The 19584-nt window shown below is 41.2% G+C and carries 12 protein-coding genes; 7 read left to right on the plus strand and 5 right to left on the minus strand.

The features are described 5' to 3' along the window. Positions 1 to 221: 221 nt before the first annotated feature. From fadE to ACRCA4_RS07350, 3 genes are all read left to right on the plus strand, one after another. Positions 222 to 2690: an acyl-CoA dehydrogenase FadE gene (gene fadE / locus ACRCA4_RS07340; RefSeq protein WP_433186283.1), complete on the plus strand. Its 2469-nt coding sequence runs from the start codon at positions 222 to 224 to the stop codon at positions 2688 to 2690. A 173-nt stretch (positions 2691 to 2863) separates the two neighbouring features. Beyond that, the gene (locus ACRCA4_RS07345; RefSeq protein ID WP_433186286.1) at positions 2864 to 4669 is read left to right on the plus strand and encodes an ABCB family ABC transporter ATP-binding protein/permease; all 1806 of its coding nucleotides are present in this window, start codon (positions 2864 to 2866) and stop codon (positions 4667 to 4669) included. Positions 4670 to 4774: 105 nt separating this feature from the next. Beyond that, positions 4775 to 6622 carry a M2 family metallopeptidase gene (locus ACRCA4_RS07350; RefSeq protein WP_433186289.1) on the plus strand — a complete coding sequence of 616 codons (1848 nt, stop codon included), beginning with the start codon at positions 4775 to 4777 and terminating at the stop codon, positions 6620 to 6622. Between the two features lie 98 nt (positions 6623 to 6720). On the opposite strand, the gene ACRCA4_RS07355 is transcribed toward ACRCA4_RS07350, so the two are convergent. After that, positions 6721 to 7980, minus strand: a complete 1260-nt coding sequence (locus tag ACRCA4_RS07355) for a DEAD/DEAH box helicase (RefSeq protein WP_433186291.1) — start codon at positions 7978 to 7980, stop codon at positions 6721 to 6723. Positions 7981 to 8098: 118 nt separating this feature from the next. On the opposite strand from ACRCA4_RS07355, the gene ACRCA4_RS07360 reads away from it, so the two are divergent. The 3 genes from ACRCA4_RS07360 (at position 8099) to ACRCA4_RS07370 (ending at position 10666) form a co-directional block, all read left to right on the plus strand. Beyond that, positions 8099 to 8344, plus strand: coding sequence for a GIY-YIG nuclease family protein (locus tag ACRCA4_RS07360; protein WP_433186294.1), 246 nt, complete (start codon positions 8099 to 8101; stop codon positions 8342 to 8344). A gap of 2 nt (positions 8345 to 8346) precedes the next feature. Continuing rightward, positions 8347 to 9249 carry an AEC family transporter gene (locus ACRCA4_RS07365; RefSeq protein ID WP_433186297.1) on the plus strand — a complete coding sequence of 301 codons (903 nt, stop codon included), beginning with the start codon at positions 8347 to 8349 and terminating at the stop codon, positions 9247 to 9249. A 118-nt stretch (positions 9250 to 9367) separates the two neighbouring features. Then, a complete protein-coding gene (locus tag ACRCA4_RS07370; RefSeq protein WP_433186300.1) occupies positions 9368 to 10666 on the plus strand; it encodes a mechanosensitive ion channel family protein in 1299 nt (432 codons plus the stop codon). Positions 10667 to 10769: 103 nt separating this feature from the next. On the opposite strand, the gene acnA is transcribed toward ACRCA4_RS07370, so the two are convergent. Further along, positions 10770 to 13490, minus strand: coding sequence for an aconitate hydratase AcnA (gene acnA, locus ACRCA4_RS07375; RefSeq protein ID WP_433186303.1), 2721 nt, complete (start codon positions 13488 to 13490; stop codon positions 10770 to 10772). A gap of 135 nt (positions 13491 to 13625) precedes the next feature. Beyond that, positions 13626 to 14828 (minus strand): tyrosine--tRNA ligase, encoded by a 1203-nt coding sequence (gene tyrS, locus ACRCA4_RS07380; protein WP_433186305.1) that lies wholly within the window; start codon positions 14826 to 14828, stop codon positions 13626 to 13628. Positions 14829 to 14975: 147 nt separating this feature from the next. On the opposite strand from tyrS, the gene ACRCA4_RS07385 reads away from it, so the two are divergent. Continuing rightward, positions 14976 to 16322 carry a peptidoglycan DD-metalloendopeptidase family protein gene (locus ACRCA4_RS07385; protein WP_433186308.1) on the plus strand — a complete coding sequence of 449 codons (1347 nt, stop codon included), beginning with the start codon at positions 14976 to 14978 and terminating at the stop codon, positions 16320 to 16322. Positions 16323 to 16619: 297 nt separating this feature from the next. On the opposite strand, the gene ACRCA4_RS07390 is transcribed toward ACRCA4_RS07385, so the two are convergent. Together ACRCA4_RS07390 and oadA are read right to left on the minus strand one after the other, a co-directional pair. Continuing rightward, positions 16620 to 17750, minus strand: coding sequence for a sodium ion-translocating decarboxylase subunit beta (locus tag ACRCA4_RS07390; RefSeq protein WP_433186311.1), 1131 nt, complete (start codon positions 17748 to 17750; stop codon positions 16620 to 16622). 21 nt (positions 17751 to 17771) lie between these two features. Further along, complete coding sequence (gene oadA, locus ACRCA4_RS07395) at positions 17772 to 19571, minus strand: sodium-extruding oxaloacetate decarboxylase subunit alpha (protein WP_433186314.1); 1800 nt, start codon at positions 19569 to 19571, stop codon at positions 17772 to 17774. Positions 19572 to 19584: the final 13 nt, after the last annotated feature.

The raw sequence follows: 19584 nt of genomic DNA on the forward strand, positions 1-19584 counted from the left end.
CCTTCCCAGCTATTCCGGTTGGTTTGTCTTAAAAATACAATAAAAACCTTATTACTTAGCAAGACATAGACTCTATAGCTATGCTTAGTTCGTCTAGCTGTAATTTAACAGCACAATAACAACAGACTATTAGCAAACTTCTACGACTTAGCTATTGCAAGTTTTGCAAAAGCCAATTACTCTTACCAGATAGTGGTCAGACCTCTAATCAGGAGAAAGTGATGAATGCTGTTATTTTAACTGTGGCGCTTATAGCTGCAATTGCCGTACTGGCATATAACCGTGCCAGTTTAACCCTCTTTACTGCAGCCATAGCCGCAGTTCTTTTCGTTGGTAGCCTATTAGACATTATTGGTATAGTGCCTTGGCTAATCTTTGCTGTTATAGCCTTGCCGCTAAATATTGCTTCTATTAGACAACAATATTTAACCAAGCCGCTACTGGGGTTATACCGCAAAATAATGCCTGAAATGTCTAGAACAGAAAGTGAGGCCATTGACGCAGGTACAACTTGGTGGGAAAGCGATTTATTCCGTGGTAACCCTGATTGGCATAAAATGCACAACTTTCCTAAGCCGCGTTTAAGTGCTGAAGAACAAGCCTTTTTAGACGGTCCAGTTGAAGAGTTACTGGCTATGGTTGATGACTGGCATATCACTCATGAGCGCACAGATCTAACGCCTGAAGTATATCAATACCTTAAAGATCACGGTTTCTTTGCCATGATCATTAAAAAAGAATACGGTGGTTTAGAGTTTTCTGCCTATGCTCAATCTTGCGTGCTACAAAAGCTAACAAGTAAGAGCATGGTATTATCTAGTGTTGTTGGTGTTCCTAACTCTTTAGGCCCTGGTGAATTGTTACAACATTATGGTACCGACGCGCAAAAGAATCATTACTTGCCTCGCTTAGCCAAAGGCTTAGAAGTACCTTGTTTTGCCCTAACTAGCCCTGAAGCGGGTTCTGATGCCGGCGCTATTCCTGATACAGGTATTATTTGTAAAGGCGAATGGCAAGGCAAAGAAGTTATTGGTATGCGGTTAACTTGGAATAAGCGTTATATTACGCTTGCACCTATAGCAACCGTATTAGGCTTAGCCTTTAAACTTTACGATCCTGAGCAATTAATCGGTGAAAAAACAGACTTAGGGATTACCTGTGCGTTAATTCCTACTGATACTGACGGCGTAAAAATTGGGCGTCGCCATTTTCCATTAAACGTGCCTTTCCAAAATGGCCCTACCCAAGGTGAAAATATCTTTGTACCGCTTGATTATATTATTGGTGGTGTGGAGATGGCAGGCCAAGGTTGGCGCATGTTAGTTGAATGTTTATCCGTTGGCCGTGCTATTACCTTACCTTCAAACAGTACAGGTGGCATTAAAGCCGTTGCTTTAGCTACAGGTGCATATTCACGTATTCGTCGTCAATTTAAGCTGCCTATTGGTAAAATGGAAGGTGTTGAAGAGTCTTTAGCTCGGATTGGTGGCTATGCTTATATGGCAGACGCCTCAACAGTGATGTCGGTTGGCGCTATTGATTTAGGCGAAAAACCTTCTGTTATCTCTGCTATAACTAAATATCATATGACAGAGCGAATGCGCCAAGCCATTACGGATGCTATGGATATCCACGGCGGTAAAGGTATCTGTATGGGGCCAAATAACTATTTAGCACGTGGTTATCAAGGTGCACCAGTTGCTATCACCGTTGAAGGTGCAAACATTTTAACCCGCAATATGATTATCTATGGCCAAGGAGCTATCCGTTGCCATCCTTATGTATTAGCCGAGTTAGAAGCCGCGCAACTAGAAGATGAAAACGCTGCAGTTACAGCTTTTGATAAAGCATTATTTGGCCATATTGGTTTTGCAATCAGCAACTTCTTCCGTACTTTCTGGTTATCCTTAACTGGCGGTATCTTTAGTCATGCCCCCTACAATGATGCGACAGCAAAATACTACAAACAGATGAACCGTTTTAGTGCATCATTAGCATTAATGTCAGACGTTGCTATGGCAACCCTTGGCGGTGACTTAAAACGTCGTGAACGTATTTCTGCTCGTTTAGGTGATGTGTTAAGCATGTTGTATTTAACCTCAACCGTACTTAAACGTTATCAAGACGAAGGCCGTAGAGTTGAAGACTTACCTTTAGTGCAGTGGGCATGTGAAGATAATATGGCTAGAGCACAGCTTGCTTTAAATGAATTATTTGATAACTTCCCTAACCGTATTGTTGCCGCTGTATTAAAGCGTATTGTCTTCCCTTGGGGACGAACCTTACGTAAGCCTTCTGATAAAGTGGAGCATGATGTTTCTCGTATTATGCAAACACCGAGCGAAGCCCGCTCTCGCTTAGGTCATCATATGTACCTAAAAAATGAGCCGTTAAACCTTTTAGGCCGCATGGAACAAGTGCTGCTTGACGTCCTGGCTGCTGAGCCAATTTTTGATAAAGTATCAAAAGCGAGCGGTAAGCGCTTACCTTTCTACCGCTTAGATGAAGTAGCAACTTTAGGCTTAGAACTTGGTGTTATTACGAATACTGAAGCTGAAGTCTTGCGTACAGCCGAAACGGGCCGTTTATTTGCAATAAACGTAGATGACTTTGAGCCAGAGTATTTAGCTGCAGATAAAAACTTAACGCAACAGGGTTTAGGCGCTAATGAAACCGATAAGGTAGCGTAGACTTAAACTCTGATAAGTTGAGACGTCAGTTAAAAACGCTAGCCAATTGGCTAGCGTTTTTTATTAACTAAACTCACGGCTAACGCAATTAACTATTGCTGTAATCTATTGTTACGCGTACCTTAAATAGCGATTAGCAATATAACATTCAACTGCAAAATATAGGATAGCCAATGGCCAGTATGCGACGCACGGCTAAGCAACCTCAGCCCACTCGACAGGCGTATGCCACTTCATTAAAGCAAACACTCGCTTTATTATGGCCTTATTTATGGCAGTTTAAAGCCCGCGTTATTCTAGCCATTTGTGCTCTTATTGCAGCTAAGTCTGCACTACTGCTGATGCCATTAGCGTTAAAACATATTGTTGACTCACTAGATACTGCACAAAATGCAATTCTTGTTGTCCCTATAGCTTTACTCATTGGCTACGGCTTTTTGCGCTTTGCCGGTATATTTTTTGGTGAGGTTCGTGATGCTTTATTTGGCCGTATTACAGAACACGCCATGCGCCAATTAGGCTTAAAAGTATTTAATCACTTACACAGTTTAGAATTAGCTTTTCATTTAGATCGGCAAACAGGTGGTATTAGTCGCGATATCGAGCGTGGTACTAACGGCCTGAGTTTTTTAATGCGCTTTTTAATGTTTAATATTGCGCCAACCTTATTTGAAATTGCCGCAGTAACCATTATTTTTGCTACGCTATTTTCGCCTCTATATAGCCTGATTACTTTATTTGCAGTGGCTGTCTATATCTTCTTTACTGTAGTCGTCACCGAGTGGCGCAACAAATACACTCGCGAGGCCAACCAAGCCGACAATACAACCAATAGCCGCGCTATCGACAGCCTACTTAATTATGAAACGGTTAAATATTTTAATAATGAACAATATGAAGCGAATACGTACGATAGCTTCTTAGCCCGCTGGGAACAGGCTAGGTTAAAAAACCGACTTAGTTTATTAGCCCTTAACTCAGGACAAGCATTAATTATTGCAGCAGCAATTACCAGCTTAATGTGGCTTGCAGCAAATCAGGTAGTAAAGCAGCAACTAACATTAGGCGACTTAATTATGGTTAATGCTTATATTATTCAGCTATTTATTCCATTAAATTTTTTAGGTTTTGTTTATCGCGAAATTCGCCGTGCCTTAACTGACTTAGAAAATATGTTAGGGCTACTATTACGCAAACCAAGGATTAAAGATGCTGATAATGCTAAAGATTTAGTAATTAACCAAGCACAAATTCAGTTTAACAATGTTAGCTTTGCCTATGACAGCCAAAGAGCCATTTTACAAAATTTAAGCTTTACCGTGCCAGCTGGCCATAAAATCGCTATTGTCGGTGCCAGCGGTGCGGGTAAAAGTACAATAAGCCGCTTGCTTTATCGCTTTTATGATATTGATAATGGTCAGATTTATATCGATCAGCAGGATATTAAAACTGTCAGCCTATCGAGCCTACGCCAAGCTATAGCAATAGTGCCTCAAGATACTGTGTTATTTAATACTAGTATTCGCGACAATATTCGTTATGGCGCACCAGATGCTACTGAGCAAGCAATTGATAAGGCAATTGATTTAGCCCATCTGCGCCATTTTATTACTAGCTTGCCACAAGGTGACGCAACTTTAGTTGGTGAGCGAGGCTTAAAAGTGTCAGGTGGTGAAAAGCAGCGAATTGCTATTGCCAGAGCTATTTTAAAACGCGCCCCTATTATTGTCTTTGATGAAGCCACCTCTGCACTTGATTCCACAGCAGAGCAAGCTATTCTTAGCGCCATGCGCGACCTAGCTCGTAATCATACCAGCTTAGTCATTGCCCACCGATTATCTACCATTACTGATGCTGATATGATTCTAGTGCTAAAATCAGGTCAACTTGTCGAGCAAGGTAATCATCAGCAGTTATTAGAGCAACAAGGTGAATATGCCCGAATGTGGCAGTTACAACAGTCCGCTAAGTCTAACTAGCAGTCTTAGTTAAATTACGTTTATACTTGTAGCGAAACTAACAGGCGAAAGTGCTTGTAACTGCATTAGCAACTTACCCAATGATAATCAATATAAGGCTATGTTATGAAACCCCTTAAACTTTCAATTACGGCGATATTGGTAGGCTCAGCTTTATTACTCACTGCCTGTGATAATACCCAGAAGGCCGATAGTGCAACGAATAAAAGCGCTGTTACTCAACAAGCGTTAACAGAAACCGATGCGGTTGCATTTTTAGCTGAAACTGAAAAAAAATTAGTTCAACTATTTTTAGAGTCTAATCGTGCAGAGTGGATTTACTCAAACTTTATCACCGAAGATACCGCGTCATTATCTGCCGATATAAATGAAAAGCTAACTGTAGAAATGATCCAATTAGCCACTGCTGCTGCTAAATTTGATCAAGTAAAGCTATCTGCTGACAGCCGTCGCAAACTAGATAAATTAAAGTTAACTTTAACTTTACCAGCTCCGCAAGATGCCGCTAAAACAGCTGAAATGGCTAAGATTGTAGCGGAGTTAGGTGGCCTTTATGGTAAAGGTAAATACTGCAAAGCTGATGGTAGCTGCATGTCTTTAGGTGAAATGTCTGCCGTTATGGCCTCTAGCCGTGATTACAATGAGCAATTAGAAATGTGGCAAGGCTGGCGTGAAATTAGTAAGCCAATGCGGCCTCTATATCAACGCTTAATTGAGCTAACCAACGAAGGCGCAAAAGAGCTAGGTTATGCAGATACTGGTGCTATGTGGCGCTCTAAATATGATATGCCAGCAGATGACTTTGCTGCTGAATTAGACCGTGTATGGGGCCAGGTTGAGCCTTTATATAACTCGTTACATTGTCATGTTCGTGCCAAGCTATCAGAGCAATATGGCGCTGACAAAGTGCCATTAGATAAGCCTATTCCAGCTCATTTATTAGGTAATATGTGGGCACAAAGCTGGGGCAATATCTATGATTTAGTCGCGCCTGCCGATGCCGATCCTGGTTATGATGTTACAGAGTTACTCGCTAAACATAACTATGATGAAATTAAGATGGTAAAAGGCGCTGAAGGCTTTTTTACCTCTTTAGGTTTTGATCCTTTGCCTGATACATTCTGGACCCGCTCTTTATTTACTAAGCCTGCCGATCGTGATGTAGAGTGTCATGCTTCAGCTTGGGATTTAGATGCAAAAGACGACTTACGCATTAAAATGTGTATTCAACGCACCGGCGAAGAATTCTCAGTTATTCACCATGAGTTAGGGCATAACTTCTACCAACGTGCCTATAAAGATCAACCCGTCTATTATCAAGAAAGTGCTAATGATGGTTTCCATGAAGCCATTGGCGACACTATTGCCTTATCAGTAACACCTGATTATTTAAAACAAATTGGTTTATTAGACACTGTACCTGATGAGTCTAAAGATATTGGTTTATTAATGAAAATGGCCATGGATAAAGTTGCCTTTATTCCATTTGGTTTAATGGTAGATCAATGGCGCTGGCAAGTATTCAATGGTGAAATTTCGCCAGATCAATATAACGAAGCTTGGTGGAAATTACGTGAAAAATATCAAGGCATCACTGCACCTGTAGCCCGTACAGAAACTGATTTTGATCCGGGCGCTAAATATCACGTACCCGGTAATGTGCCTTATACTCGTTACTTCTTAGCCCATATATTACAGTTCCAATTTCATAAGGCATTATGTGATATCGCCGGTAGTGAAGAATCGGTTCATCGCTGCTCTATTTATAACAGTAAAGAGGCTGGAGCTAAACTAAACAAAATGTTAGAGATGGGTTCTAGTCAACCTTGGCAGCAAGCATTAGAAGTTGTAACGGGCAAGCCAGAAATGGATGCCACAGCGTTACTTGACTACTTTGCTCCATTACAAACTTATTTAGATGAGCAAAATAAAGGCCAGCAATGTGGTTGGTAATTTAGCCCAACGCAACTGACTGATTAAGCTACTGCTTTGAACAGTCAGTGTTAAGCGCTAAGCAGAAACAAAAAAGCCTGCATTTTACAGGCTTTTTATTATTTTTTAGCTAACGCTTTTTGTCTTAACTTAGCTTTTATCGCACCTTTACTTGGTCCTTGTCTTGGCCCTTTTTTCGCCGCTTTGTTTCTAGCCTCACCTTCTTCTGGGGTAACATAGTTAGGATCATGCTCATAACCAGGTAAAACTTCAGGTGTAATAACTTGCTGAGTTAATCGTTCAATTTCTTGCAGTGCCGTAATTTCAGCAGGAATAATTAAACTTAGCGCAACGCCCGTATTACCCGCCCTACCGGTGCGACCAATTCGATGCACATAGTCTTCAGCTACTTGCGGTAAGTCGTAATTAACTACATATGGCAGTTCGTTTATATCTAAGCCTCTGGCGGCAATATCTGTCGCGACCATCACCCGAACCGTGCCTTGTTTAAAATCTGCTAGCGCTTTTGATCTGGCTCCTTGGCTTTTATCGCCATGTATTGATACCGATTTTAAGCCATCTTTAGCTAGCTGTTTGGCTAATCTATCTGCACCGTGCTTAGTGCGCACAAACACTAGTACCTGACGCCAATTATGGCGGCCAATTAGATGAGATAATAGTTCACGCTTACGGTGCCTATCGACTAAATAAGCAAGTTGCTCAACGCTGTCAGCGGTTGCATTCGTTGCTGCAACTTCAATTAAGGTTGGATTATGCAGCAATTGCTCTGCAAGTTGTTTAATATCATTAGAGTAAGTTGCTGAAAATAATAAGGTTTGCCTTTTCTCTGGTAGCTTAGCGATAATACGTTTTATATCAACAACAAAGCCCATATCTAACATGCGATCAGCTTCATCTAGCACCATGACTTCTAAGGCCGACAAATCTATTGTTTTTTGATGTAAGTGATCAATCAAACGCCCAGGTGTAGCCACTAAAATGTCTAGGCCTTGCTCTGCTGCTTCATATTGTGGCTTTATCGATACGCCGCCATAAAATACCGCAGAATGAATATCTAAGTATTGGCTGTATTTACACACATTATCATGCACTTGTTGTGCTAGCTCTCGCGTTGGCGTTAACACTAACACCCTAACCTGATTTTTAGCGACAACTTTAGGCGCATTGAGCATCTGCTGCAGCAGTGGTAAAGTAAAGGCTGCCGTTTTACCTGTACCTGTCTGAGCACCAGCTAAAACGTCTTTTCCTTCAAGAATAACCGGAATACTTTGCCTCTGAACTGGCGTGGCTTGATCATAGCCCTGCTCTGTTAATACTTTTAAAATGGGTTTTGCCAATGCGAATGATTGAAATGACATTTGAAATCCTGTTAAACCAGCCCTTAGCCGCACTATGCGCTATCTGCTGTAATATAAACAGTATAACAGAAGCCAACAAAGCAACCTATTTGCAATGAGTACGAGCTGGTATTTGTATATGGTACGAACCCATAGTAATCAATTATATACTGGTATCTCAACCGATCCCAAGCGACGCTTACGCCAACATACAGGCGAACTGGCGGGCGGTGCTAAAGCGCTTCGTGGTAAAGGCCCTTTACAACTGGTGTTTCAACAGCCGTTTCCAGATCGGGCTAGCGCCAGCAAAGCTGAGTATCAAATAAAGCAATTAACCAAGAAAGAAAAAGAGCAACTCATTAGCGCTTTTAAAGCTAGCCTATAAGCATGGAAAACTTTTATCTCGTTTTAATTTACTTAATTATTGGCGCCCTATTACGCCGTATTCCTGCTATGCCAGAAAGTAGTGGTATAGCATTTAATATGTATGTACTTTACGTTGCATTACCGGCATTAATTTTACAAAATGCTCCTCGTTTACATTTTTCGTCAGAATTACTGATCCCCGCAATTACTCCCTGGCTGCTGCTTATTGTTGTAGCACTGCTGATATTAGCCTTAAGTAAAGTATTGCAATGGTCTTCTGACGTTACGGGTGCTTTACTGATTATTTTACCTTTGGGCAATACCTCCTTTTTAGGCTTTCCGATGACAGAGGCCTTATTTGGTCCTGAAGCAATGCCTTATGCTGTGGTATATGATCAAGTTGGCTCTTTTATTGCTTTAGCCACTTATGCCACTATTATTGCAGCGATTTATAGTCCTAGCGCAACAAAACCAACGTTAAAAAATATTGTAGTTAAAATAGTCTCGTTTCCATCCTTTATTGCTTTAGTCATAGGGCTATTATTACGAGACTTGGGGTATTCAGAGTTTAGCCAAACTCTAATTGATAATTTATCTGCTACTTTAGTACCCGTTGTTATGATTGCCGTAGGCTTTGGCTTAACCATAAACTTTAGTAAAAGTGAATTAAGCCCATTAATTAGCGCCATGCTAATTAAACTTTTACTTATGCCGCTATTAGCCGCAGCGCTGTGGTTTAGCTTAGGAAAAAGCGGTATGGCGGTAACCATTAGTATATTTCAAGCAGCCATGCCACCGATGATATCAGCAGGGGCTATCGCCATAATGGCAGGATTAGCCCCAAGGTTAGTTAGTGGTATTATTGGTCTAGGCATTTTATTCGCGCTGATCACTTTGCCCATCACATTTACCTTGCTAAGCTAAGTAAGACAGCTATTTGAATTTTATACTTTTGCTCTTCACTTGAAAGCTATCAATATTGATAGTTTAGCTGTGCTAGATCTGTTAAATTTTCTCGATTTTTTATTTAAGAAGTTGGCCTATGTCTGAACAACTATTATTACTGCAAAAAAACGCATTACAGCTACTACAGCAAGTAGATTTATGGTGGCAATTTGGTTTTATCTTATTGTCTATTACAATCACTTATACCCTAAATCATTATTTACAACGTAGACTACATTTAAATGCGCAAACAATTTCAGGTATACGGCGCATGGCTGTGCGAGGTTCACAGCGCATCTTATGGCCTTTTACCTTAGCTTTGTTATTGAGTTTAAGTAGCTTTATACTAAAAAAATTAAATTTACCTTTTTTAGTAATTAACTTCTTAATACCTATAGTACTTGCCTTAGGTGTTATTCGTATTATTTTATATATTTTACGTAAAGCCTTTATTGCTAGCGCTTTAGCAAAAACCTCTGAAACTGCCATCGCAACGATGATTTGGTTGATTGTTATTTTGCATTTAACTGAGCTATTAACCCCGTTGTTAACGGCAATGGATAATTTATCCTTCACCTTAGGCGAAAGTAAAGTCTCGTTATTAGCCGTAATTAAACTTATTTTAGTGGTAATTATTGCATTTACCTTGGCAATTTGGCTTGCCGAATTATTTACTCAACGCTTAAAACGCTCTAAACATATTAGCCCTAGCATGCAGGTTGGCTTTAGTAAATTTAGTAAAGTGTTTTTAATTACCTTAGCTTTTTTAATCGCCCTAAATGCAGTAGGAATAAACTTAAGTTCACTCGCTATTTTTGGCGGTGCCTTAGGCGTTGGTTTAGGCTTTGGTTTGCAACGAATTGCTTCAAACTTTATCAGTGGCTTTATCTTAGTATTAGACCGTTCAATTAAACCAGGCGATGTTATTTCTGTTGGTGGTAATTATGGCTGGGTGCATGAACTAAAAGCTCGTTATGTTGTTGTCCGTAATCGTGAAGGGGTTGATACCTTAATTCCTAACGAGAATCTAATTACTTCTGAAGTAATTAACTGGAGTTATGATGATCGTAATGTAAGATTAAAGATCATGATCCAAATCAGCTACAACGACGATCCTGAAGAAGCGATGGCTATCATGCTTCGCTGTGCTGATAAATCAAGTCGGGTGCTAGCGTCACCAGCACCAACAGTGATGCTAAAAAGCTTTGCTGATAACGGTATTGAAATTGAATTACGTGTTTGGATTGGTGATCCTGAGCTTGGAGAAGATACGGTAAAATCAGATATTCATGTCGCTATTTGGCGAGCCTTTAAAGAGGCAAAAATAACCATCCCTTACCCGCAGCGCGATTTACATATTCGCTCGGACCAGCCTTTACTGCCTAGAAATAAATAACCATAAAAAAGCCCTAGTGAGCGTTAGAATTAATAACGCGGACCAGGGCTTTTTTTCACTTAGCACTTAACATTAAAAACTAAGCACTCATCACTGCTTTTAACTAAGCACTTCCAATCATATTACGTAATACGTAATGCAAAATACCACCGTGCTGGTAATAAGACAGCTCGTTACCGGTGTCTATTCGACAAACTACGTCTATTTCCTGCTGTGAACCATCGGCATAAGTAATCAGTACCGGCACTCTTTGCTTGGGTTTTAAATTATTTAAACCGCGGATACTAAATCGTTCATCACCTTTAAGTTGCAAGGTTTTACGATCTGTTCCTGCTAAAAACTGTAAGGGTAAAACCCCCATGCCTATTAAGTTAGAACGGTGGATCCGCTCATATGATTCAGTAATAACCGCACGCACACCAAGCATTAAGGTCCCTTTAGCAGCCCAGTCACGTGAAGAACCAGTACCATACTCTTTACCTGCCACTACAACCATAGGTAAGCCTTGCTCACGATAACGCATCGCCGCATCATAAATGGCGAGTTTATCACCCGACGGATAATGTCGAGTTACGCCACCTTCTTCATCAGGTACCATTTCATTGCGGATCCGAACGTTAGCAAAGGTACCACGTACCATAACTTCATGATTACCTCGACGAGAGCCATAAGAGTTAAAGTCTGCTTTTTCAACCCCTTGTTGCTGCAAATAAACACCTGCTGGACTAGATGCTTTTATTGCGCCTGCGGGCGAAATATGGTCGGTTGTTACAGAATCACCTAATAAAGCTAATAAGCGTGCATCTTCAATATCTTCAATAGCTGCAGGTGTTCTACTTAAGCCTTGGAAAAAATCAGGGTGCCTAATATAAGTTGACTCAGGCCATGGATAGGTTTTTTCTTTCGATACTTCAATATTTTTCCAAGCATCATCTCCTGAGAACACTTCGGCATATTCTTTGGTAAACATGCTGGTTTGCACTTGGTTAACAGCAGCTGCAACTTCAGCATTATCAGGCCAGATATCTTTTAAATAAACTGGATTGCCGTCGTTATCCTCACCTAAAGGATCAGTAGTTAAATCAATATCAATAGTGCCGGCTAACGCAAAGGCAACCACTAACGGTGGCGATGCTAACCAGTTTGACTTAACGAAGGGGTGAATACGGCCTTCAAAGTTTCGGTTACCTGATAACACAGCAGACACATTTAAGTCCGCAGAGCTAATTTTCTTCTCAATAACATCCGCTAATGGGCCAGAGTTACCAATACAAGTCGTACAACCATACCCCACTAAATGGAAACCTAGTTGCTCTAGAGGTGTCATTAATCCTGCTTGCTCAAGGTAACGAGTTACCACTTTAGAGCCTGGAGCTAAAGAACTTTTCACCCAAGGTTTGCGCTGTAAACCTTTAGCTAAAGCTTTTTGAGCTAATAACCCTGCTGCCATCAATACACTTGGGTTCGACGTATTAGTACAAGAAGTAATCGCCGCAATAACAACAGCATTATCTTTTAACTTAAATGTTTCACCTGCAAGTTCAATGTCTTGATCAGGAGCATGTTCAGCTTGTGGCTGACCACCGCCTTCATTTAATAAAGCCTTACGGCTTTCTTTATCGGCATCAATATTAAGCTCTAGGGTGTCATGACAATGTTTCTTTAAGCCAGGTAAACTAACTCTGTCTTGTGGCCGTTTGGGCCCAGCTAATGAAGCTACAACCTCAGATAAATTTAAGCGTAAGCTATCAGAGAAAATAGGTGTATGACCTTTTTCGCGCCATAAACCTTGGGTTTGGGTATAGGTTTTAACTTTGTCAATTAATGCTTGGTCACGGCCTGTTAAGGCTAAGTAGTCTAGCGTTACTTGATCAACTGGAAAAAAGCCACAAGTTGCGCCGTATTCTGGCGCCATATTCGCAATAGTTGCTCTATCAGCCAGCGACAACTTATCTAAGCCATCTCCATAAAACTCAACAAATTTTCCGACAACACCATGGGCGCGTAGTAATTGTGTAACAGTTAAAACTAAGTCAGTCGCCGTGATACCCGGCTGCAGTTCACCTACAAACTCAAAACCAATAACTTCAGGTATGGTCATCGAAACCGGCTGGCCTAGCATAGCCGCTTCTGCTTCAATACCACCCACTCCCCAACCTAAAATGCCTAACGCATTAATCATAGTGGTATGTGAGTCAGTACCTACTAACGTATCAGGATATAAAGTTGGCGTATCAGTATCATTATTTGTCCACACCGTTTGCCCTAGATACTCCAAGTTCACTTGGTGACAAATACCGGTTCCTGGTGGCACTACCCTAAAATTATTAAAGGCTGTTGCGCCCCAACGTAAAAACGCATAACGCTCATGGTTACGCTGCATTTCCATTTCTACGTTGCGTTGAAAGGCTTCTGGGTTAGCATAGCTATCTACCATTACTGAGTGGTCTATCACTAAATCTACAGCAGATAATGGGTTTACTTTTGTGGGGTCTTCACCTAATGACGCGACAGCAGCTCGCATTGCTGCTAAATCTACTACAGCAGGAACACCGGTGAAGTCTTGCATTAACACTCGCGCTGGCCGATAAGCAATTTCACGATCAGAGCGACCCGTTTTTTGCCATTCAACCAAGGCTTTTATATCGTCAACACTAACATTGTCACCATCAAGGTTACGAATTAAGTTTTCTAGTAATACTTTTAATGAAAAAGGTAACCGGGCAATATCGCCAAAGTCTTCACTGGCCGTTGCTAAACTATAATACTGATACTCTTTGCCACCAACGTTAAGTTTTCGGGCGAAATGAGCTGATGCTGTCATGCGAGTCTCCTTATTATTACTCTACTATCAGTGTAGTGCAGATAATTAAGGATGCTAAGTTTAAACGTTAGATAAACAAAGAAGTGAGATGCACAGCAGTTTCTAACTTGCAATGCATCATTTTGGTTAACTTATTTAAATTAAACAGATTTTTGCAAATTTACGCTTACCAACTTGATAGATATCATTAGAGCCTTTTTGCACCTCTAACTTAGTATCGGTAATTTTATCTTCACCATTTAATTTAACTGCGCCTTGCTTAATCATTCGAATAGCTTCTGAAGTGCTGGCGACTAAACCGGCTTCTTTTAATACATTCGCAATTGGCATGCTGGCCGCTGAACATGAAATACTTTGCTCTGGAATTTCATCTGGTAACGCATTTTTTGTAAAACGTTGGATAAAATCTTGATGAGCCGCTTCTGCTGCTGCCTCATTATGAAAACGCGAAATAATTTCTTTAGCCAATAGAATTTTAATATCTCTTGGATTAGCGCCATCAGCAACCTGCTGCTTTAATGCGTTTATCTCTTCTATTGGTTTAAAGCTGAGTAAGTCATAATAACGCCACATTAACGTATCAGAAATAGACATTATTTTGCCAAACATGTCATTAGGCGCATCAGTGATACCAACATAGTTACCTAATGACTTAGACATCTTTTGCACACCGTCTAACCCTTCTAATAAAGGCACCATCATTACGGTTTGCGGGCGAAGCCCTTCATCTTTTTGTAGCTCGCGCCCCATTAGTAAATTAAAGCGCTGATCCGTACCGCCCATTTCAACATCAGCTTGTAAAGCCACAGAGTCCCAGCCTTGAACTAAAGGATATAAAAACTCATGAATGGCGATAGATTGATTATTGGCATAGCGTTTTTTAAAATCATCACGCTCTAACATTCTGGCTACCGTTTGCCGAGCAGCTAATTTAATCATCCCCGCAGCGCCTAATTGCTCCATCCACTCAGAGTTAAAAGCAATACGGGTTTTATTTGCATCTAAAATCTTAAAAACTTGTTCTTTATAGGTTTCGGCATTTGCTAGCACTTCTTCACGGCTAAGCGGTTTGCGAGTGACATTTTTACCGCTTGGATCACCAATAGATCCAGTAAAATCACCTATTAAGAAGATGACTTCATGACCAAGTTGTTGGAAAGTACGTAACTTATTAATTAGTACAGTATGCCCTAAATGCAAATCTGGGGCTGTTGGGTCGAAGCCCGCCTTTATTTTCAAAGGCTTACCTTCTTTTAATTTGGCAATCAGCTCTTCTTCAAGCAAAATTTCTTCGCAGCCGCGCTTTAATTCCGCTAAAGCTAGCTCCCAGTCTGCCATTTTTATCTCCCGATAGTTAAAATTAATACTAAATTATGCCTATTCTATAGCATGTGCAAGCCCCTGCAAACGCACAAAAGTCTGGTGTATTAGAAAAAAAACGTTTATGCTCGGTTTTTATACGTTTGTTGAGATTAGACTAGTATTATGCATTCTTTAGTCACTAAAATTCCCAAGCCGCACCGCGTATTAATTGTCGGTATTTCGGTGCTGTTATCTATTGTATTATTATTGCCTTCAGAGCAAGCCGCTGCATCTAAAGGTACTAAAGCTAAAGCTCTTGAAATAGGTAAACGCTACAGCTTAGATTTACCTCAAACAGCTGAAGATCTAGCCGAAGAAGAAGCCATTGCAAGCTTACCTGAATTACCAGAGGAAGATCTGTCTTTAAATTGGTCGACACTCTCGGTACAAAAAGGCGACGTGTTATCTGCTTTATTTAAAAAAGCCAATGTTAGCCAAAAAACTATGTTAAGCATTTTAGATTTAGGTGCAAGCACCAAAACTTTAACCCGACTGTTTCCCGGCGACCAATTAGAATTTGGTCTAGATCAAACCGGTGAATTACAAGAGTTGCGTTATGCCTTAAACCATTTAACTACACTGCGTATTAGCAGAAATGATGAAGGCAACTTTATTGCTGAAGAATTAAAAAAAGAAGTTGAGCTACGCCAACAATTTTCTAGCGCTGTAATTCGCGGTAATTTCTGGAATGCTGGTGTTGAAGCTGGCTTATCTGACTCTCAGATTATGAACCTTGCCGGTATTTTTGGCTGGGATATCGACTTTGGTTTAGATATACGTGCAGGCGACAGCTTTAGCGTCCTTTACGAAACCCAATTTGTTGATGGTGAGTTTATTGGTACTGGCAATATTGTTGCCGCCCAATTTCAAAACCAAGGTCATTTATACCAAGCAGTACGTCATACTGACGGTAATTATTACAAGCCAGACGGTGCTAGTATGCGCCAAGCATTTTTACGAGCGCCTGTTAGTTTCCAATATGTAAGCTCTAACTTTAACCCTCGCCGCTTACATCCGGTTTTAAAAACCGTACGCCCTCATAATGGTGTTGATTACGTTGCCCCTACCGGCACCCCTATTATGGCGGCAGGTGATGGTAGAGTTGTCGCATCAGCGTATAACAAATTAAATGGCAACTATGTGTTTATTCAGCATGCGAATAATATTGTGACTAAGTACCTGCATTTATCTAAACGGCAAGTTAAAAAAGGCGAGAAAGTGCGTCAAGGCCAAACAATTGGTCGTTTAGGTGCAACAGGACGCGTTACTGGCGCGCATTTACATTATGAGTTTTTATTAGATGGCGTACACCGTAACCCTCGCACTATTAAGCTGCCACAAGCAACGCCATTGCAAGGCACAGAGAAACAATTATTCACCCAACAAGCGCAGCAAATTTTAGCTCAGCTACAAACTAACGAAAGAGTATTGCTAGCTAAAACAGAAAATGAACCTACAGCAGCACCCTAAGTTTGAGGGGTGAGTGTTGAATGTTGAGTTAGACTTAAAACAAAAAAGCCAATCATCTGATTGGCTTTTTTGTATCAGGTGTTACTGAGTTCATTAAGATAAATTGTGGAGGTTCGGTTTACCCTAAACTAACCATTGGAGCCCTGGACGGGCGGAAATGAGCCCCCATGGATGGGTTTACGGGGTGTTAGTATGGGTAAACCGAACCGTATATACACTTAAATTTAGTTTGAAACGGTTAGTGTTGAGTGCCTACTATTTGGGGCACACTACAGCCCACACTCAGCACTATCCTAGCTAACCTACTAGTGCTAGCAGAATACCTGCCGCTACCGCTGAGCCAATCACACCGGCTACGTTAGGGCCCATAGCATGCATTAATAAGAAATTATGCGGGTTAGCCTCTAGCCCCACTTTATTCACTACTCGTGCTGCCATAGGCACCGCAGAAACCCCTGCGGCTCCTATTAATGGATTGATAGGCTCTTTAGAGAACTTAGCCATGACTTTTGCCATTAACACCCCTGAGGCTGTGCCTATAGCAAAGGCCACTGCACCTAACAGTAAAATACCCAATGTTTGCATAGTTAAAAACTTATCCGCACTAAGCTTAGAGCCAACGGCTAAACCTAAAAAAATGGTTACGATATTAATTAGCTCATTTTGCGCAGTTTTACTTAATCTATCCACCACGCCAGACTCACGCATTAAGTTGCCTAAACAAAACATACCAATTAGCGGTGATGCACTTGGCAACAGTAGAATAGTTAATAAAAGCACTAATAGCGGAAATAAAATCCGCTCTTTTTGACTCACTTCGCGTAATTGATGCATTTGAATATTCCGCTCAGCTTTAGACGTTAGAGCGCGCATTATTGGCGGTTGTATTAACGGTACTAACGCCATATAAGAATAGGCAGCAACGGCTATAGCACCTAATAGATCAGGCGCTAGCCTAGAGGCTAAAAATATTGCAGTCGGACCATCGGCTCCACCAATAATAGCTATCGCCGACGCTTCTTGTAAGGTAAAGCTTAAACCCGGTACAACATTAAGAGCAACAGCACCTATAAGAGTAGCAAAAATACCAAACTGAGCGGCAGCACCAAGAAATAGCATTTTAGGGTTAGCAATTAAAGCAGAAAAATCGGTTAAAGCTCCCACCCCCATAAAAATAAGTAAGGGAAAAATCCCGGTAGCAATACCAACATCATAAATCATGTATAGAATACCGCCAGGCTCAGATAAGCCTGCTAATGGGATATTAGTTAAAATGGCACCAAAACCTATAGGCAACAGCAGCAGTGGTTCAAAACCTCGGGCAATGGCCAGATAAAGTAAGCCAAAACCGACTAGCATCATCACGACTTGGCCAAAGGTGAAATTCGCTAGTCCGGTTGAGGCAATCAACGTAGTTAATGAGTCCATGAAATATCCTTACGCAAAGCCTTAATCAAAACTAATTAGCACATCACCAGTACTTACAGCATCACCCGCAGCAACATGGATATTAGAAACAGTACCATCGGCAACAGCACGTACCTCGGTTTCCATTTTCATCGCTTCCATAATAATAACCACATCGCCTCGTTTCACTTGGGCGCCTGCTTTAGTGACTATTTTCCAGATATTACCGGCTAAAGGGGCATTTAACGTTGCAGCACCAGTCATAGAAGCACTACCAGGAATATTCTCAGAAACCACAGGCTTAATAGCCGTTAACTCGCCACCGCTGGCGACTTCTACCTGATACACTTTACCGTCAACCCTAACGCTATAACTAGCCGGCTCGTTAGGTTTAGTGGCAGCGTTTTGTACAGCTTGAGCTTGGGCTTTAGCCTTTTCCTCTTGCTCTGCTAACTCCTCAGGCGCTGGCTCAAAAGCCGCAGGATTATCACGATTTTTTAAGAACTTTAAGCCAACTTGTGGAAATAAAGCATAGGTTAACACGTCGTCTATTTTAGCTTCGGCTAAGCGAATTTGTTCCGTTTTAGCTAGCTCGGTTAGCTCAAGCGTGAGTTTATCAAGTTCAGGAGAAATTAAATCAGCAGGACGGCAGCTTATTGCTGTCTCACCGGCTAGGATCTTATCTTGTAATGCTTTATTCACCGCAGCAGGGGTTGCACCATACTCGCCTTTAAGCACGCCAGCAGTTTCTTTGGTTACACTCTTATAACGCTCGCCGGTTAAAATATTAAGCACCGCTTGAGTGCCAACAATTTGCGATGTTGGCGTAACTAAGGGTAAGAAACCTAAATCTTCACGCACCCGAGGAATTTCTTTTAAAACCTCATCTAACTTATCTAAAGCCCCTTGTTCTTTAAGCTGGCTTTCCATATTTGTTAGCATGCCGCCTGGTACTTGAGCAATTAAAATTCGCGCATCAACCCCTTTTAACGAGCCTTCAAATTGGGCATATTTTTTCCTAACATCACGAAAATATGCAGCAATCTCAGCCAGAAGCTCAATATTAAGCCCAGTATCACGAGATTCACCTTCTGTAATAGCCACCATAGTTTCTGTGGCGCTATGACCATAAGTCATACTCATCGAGGAGATTGCGGTATCTAGAATATCAATGCCAGCATCTATCGATTTTTGATAGGTTGCTGTGCTTAGTCCTGTAGTAGCATGGCACTGCATAGCTAAGGGAATTTTAGTTGCTTCTTTAATCCGTGTTACTAATTCTTCTGCTATATAAGGCTTTAGTAAGCCGGCCATATCTTTAATACAAATAGAATGACAGCCCATATCCTCTAGCTGCCGCGCCATATCCACCCACATATCTATGGTATGAACAGGACTCACCGTGTAGGAAATAGTGCCTTGAGCATGCGCGCCCACTTTAATGGCCGCTTGCACCGCGGTTTGTAAGTTACGAATATCATTCATGGCATCAAAGATACGAAATACATCGACACCATTTTTATGGGCTCGCTCAACAAAAGCCTCAACAACATCATCGGCATAATGACGGTAACCAAGTAAGTTTTGCCCCCGTAACAGCATTTGCTGCTTAGTATTTGGCATGGCTTTTTTCAGCTCACGTATGCGATGCCAAGGGTCTTCACCTAAATAGCGGATACAAGAGTCAAAAGTTGCTCCGCCCCAAGACTCAATTGACCAATAACCAACTTGATCTAACTTTTCGGCGATAGGTAGCATATCTTCAAGGCGTAAACGGGTGGCTAATAATGACTGATGCGCATCACGCAGCACTAACTCAGTTAATAATAATGGCTTGCTCATAATATGATCCTTT

The organism is Rheinheimera sp. WS51, assembly GCF_050936095.1.
Classification (GTDB): Bacteria; Pseudomonadota; Gammaproteobacteria; order Enterobacterales; family Alteromonadaceae; genus Alishewanella.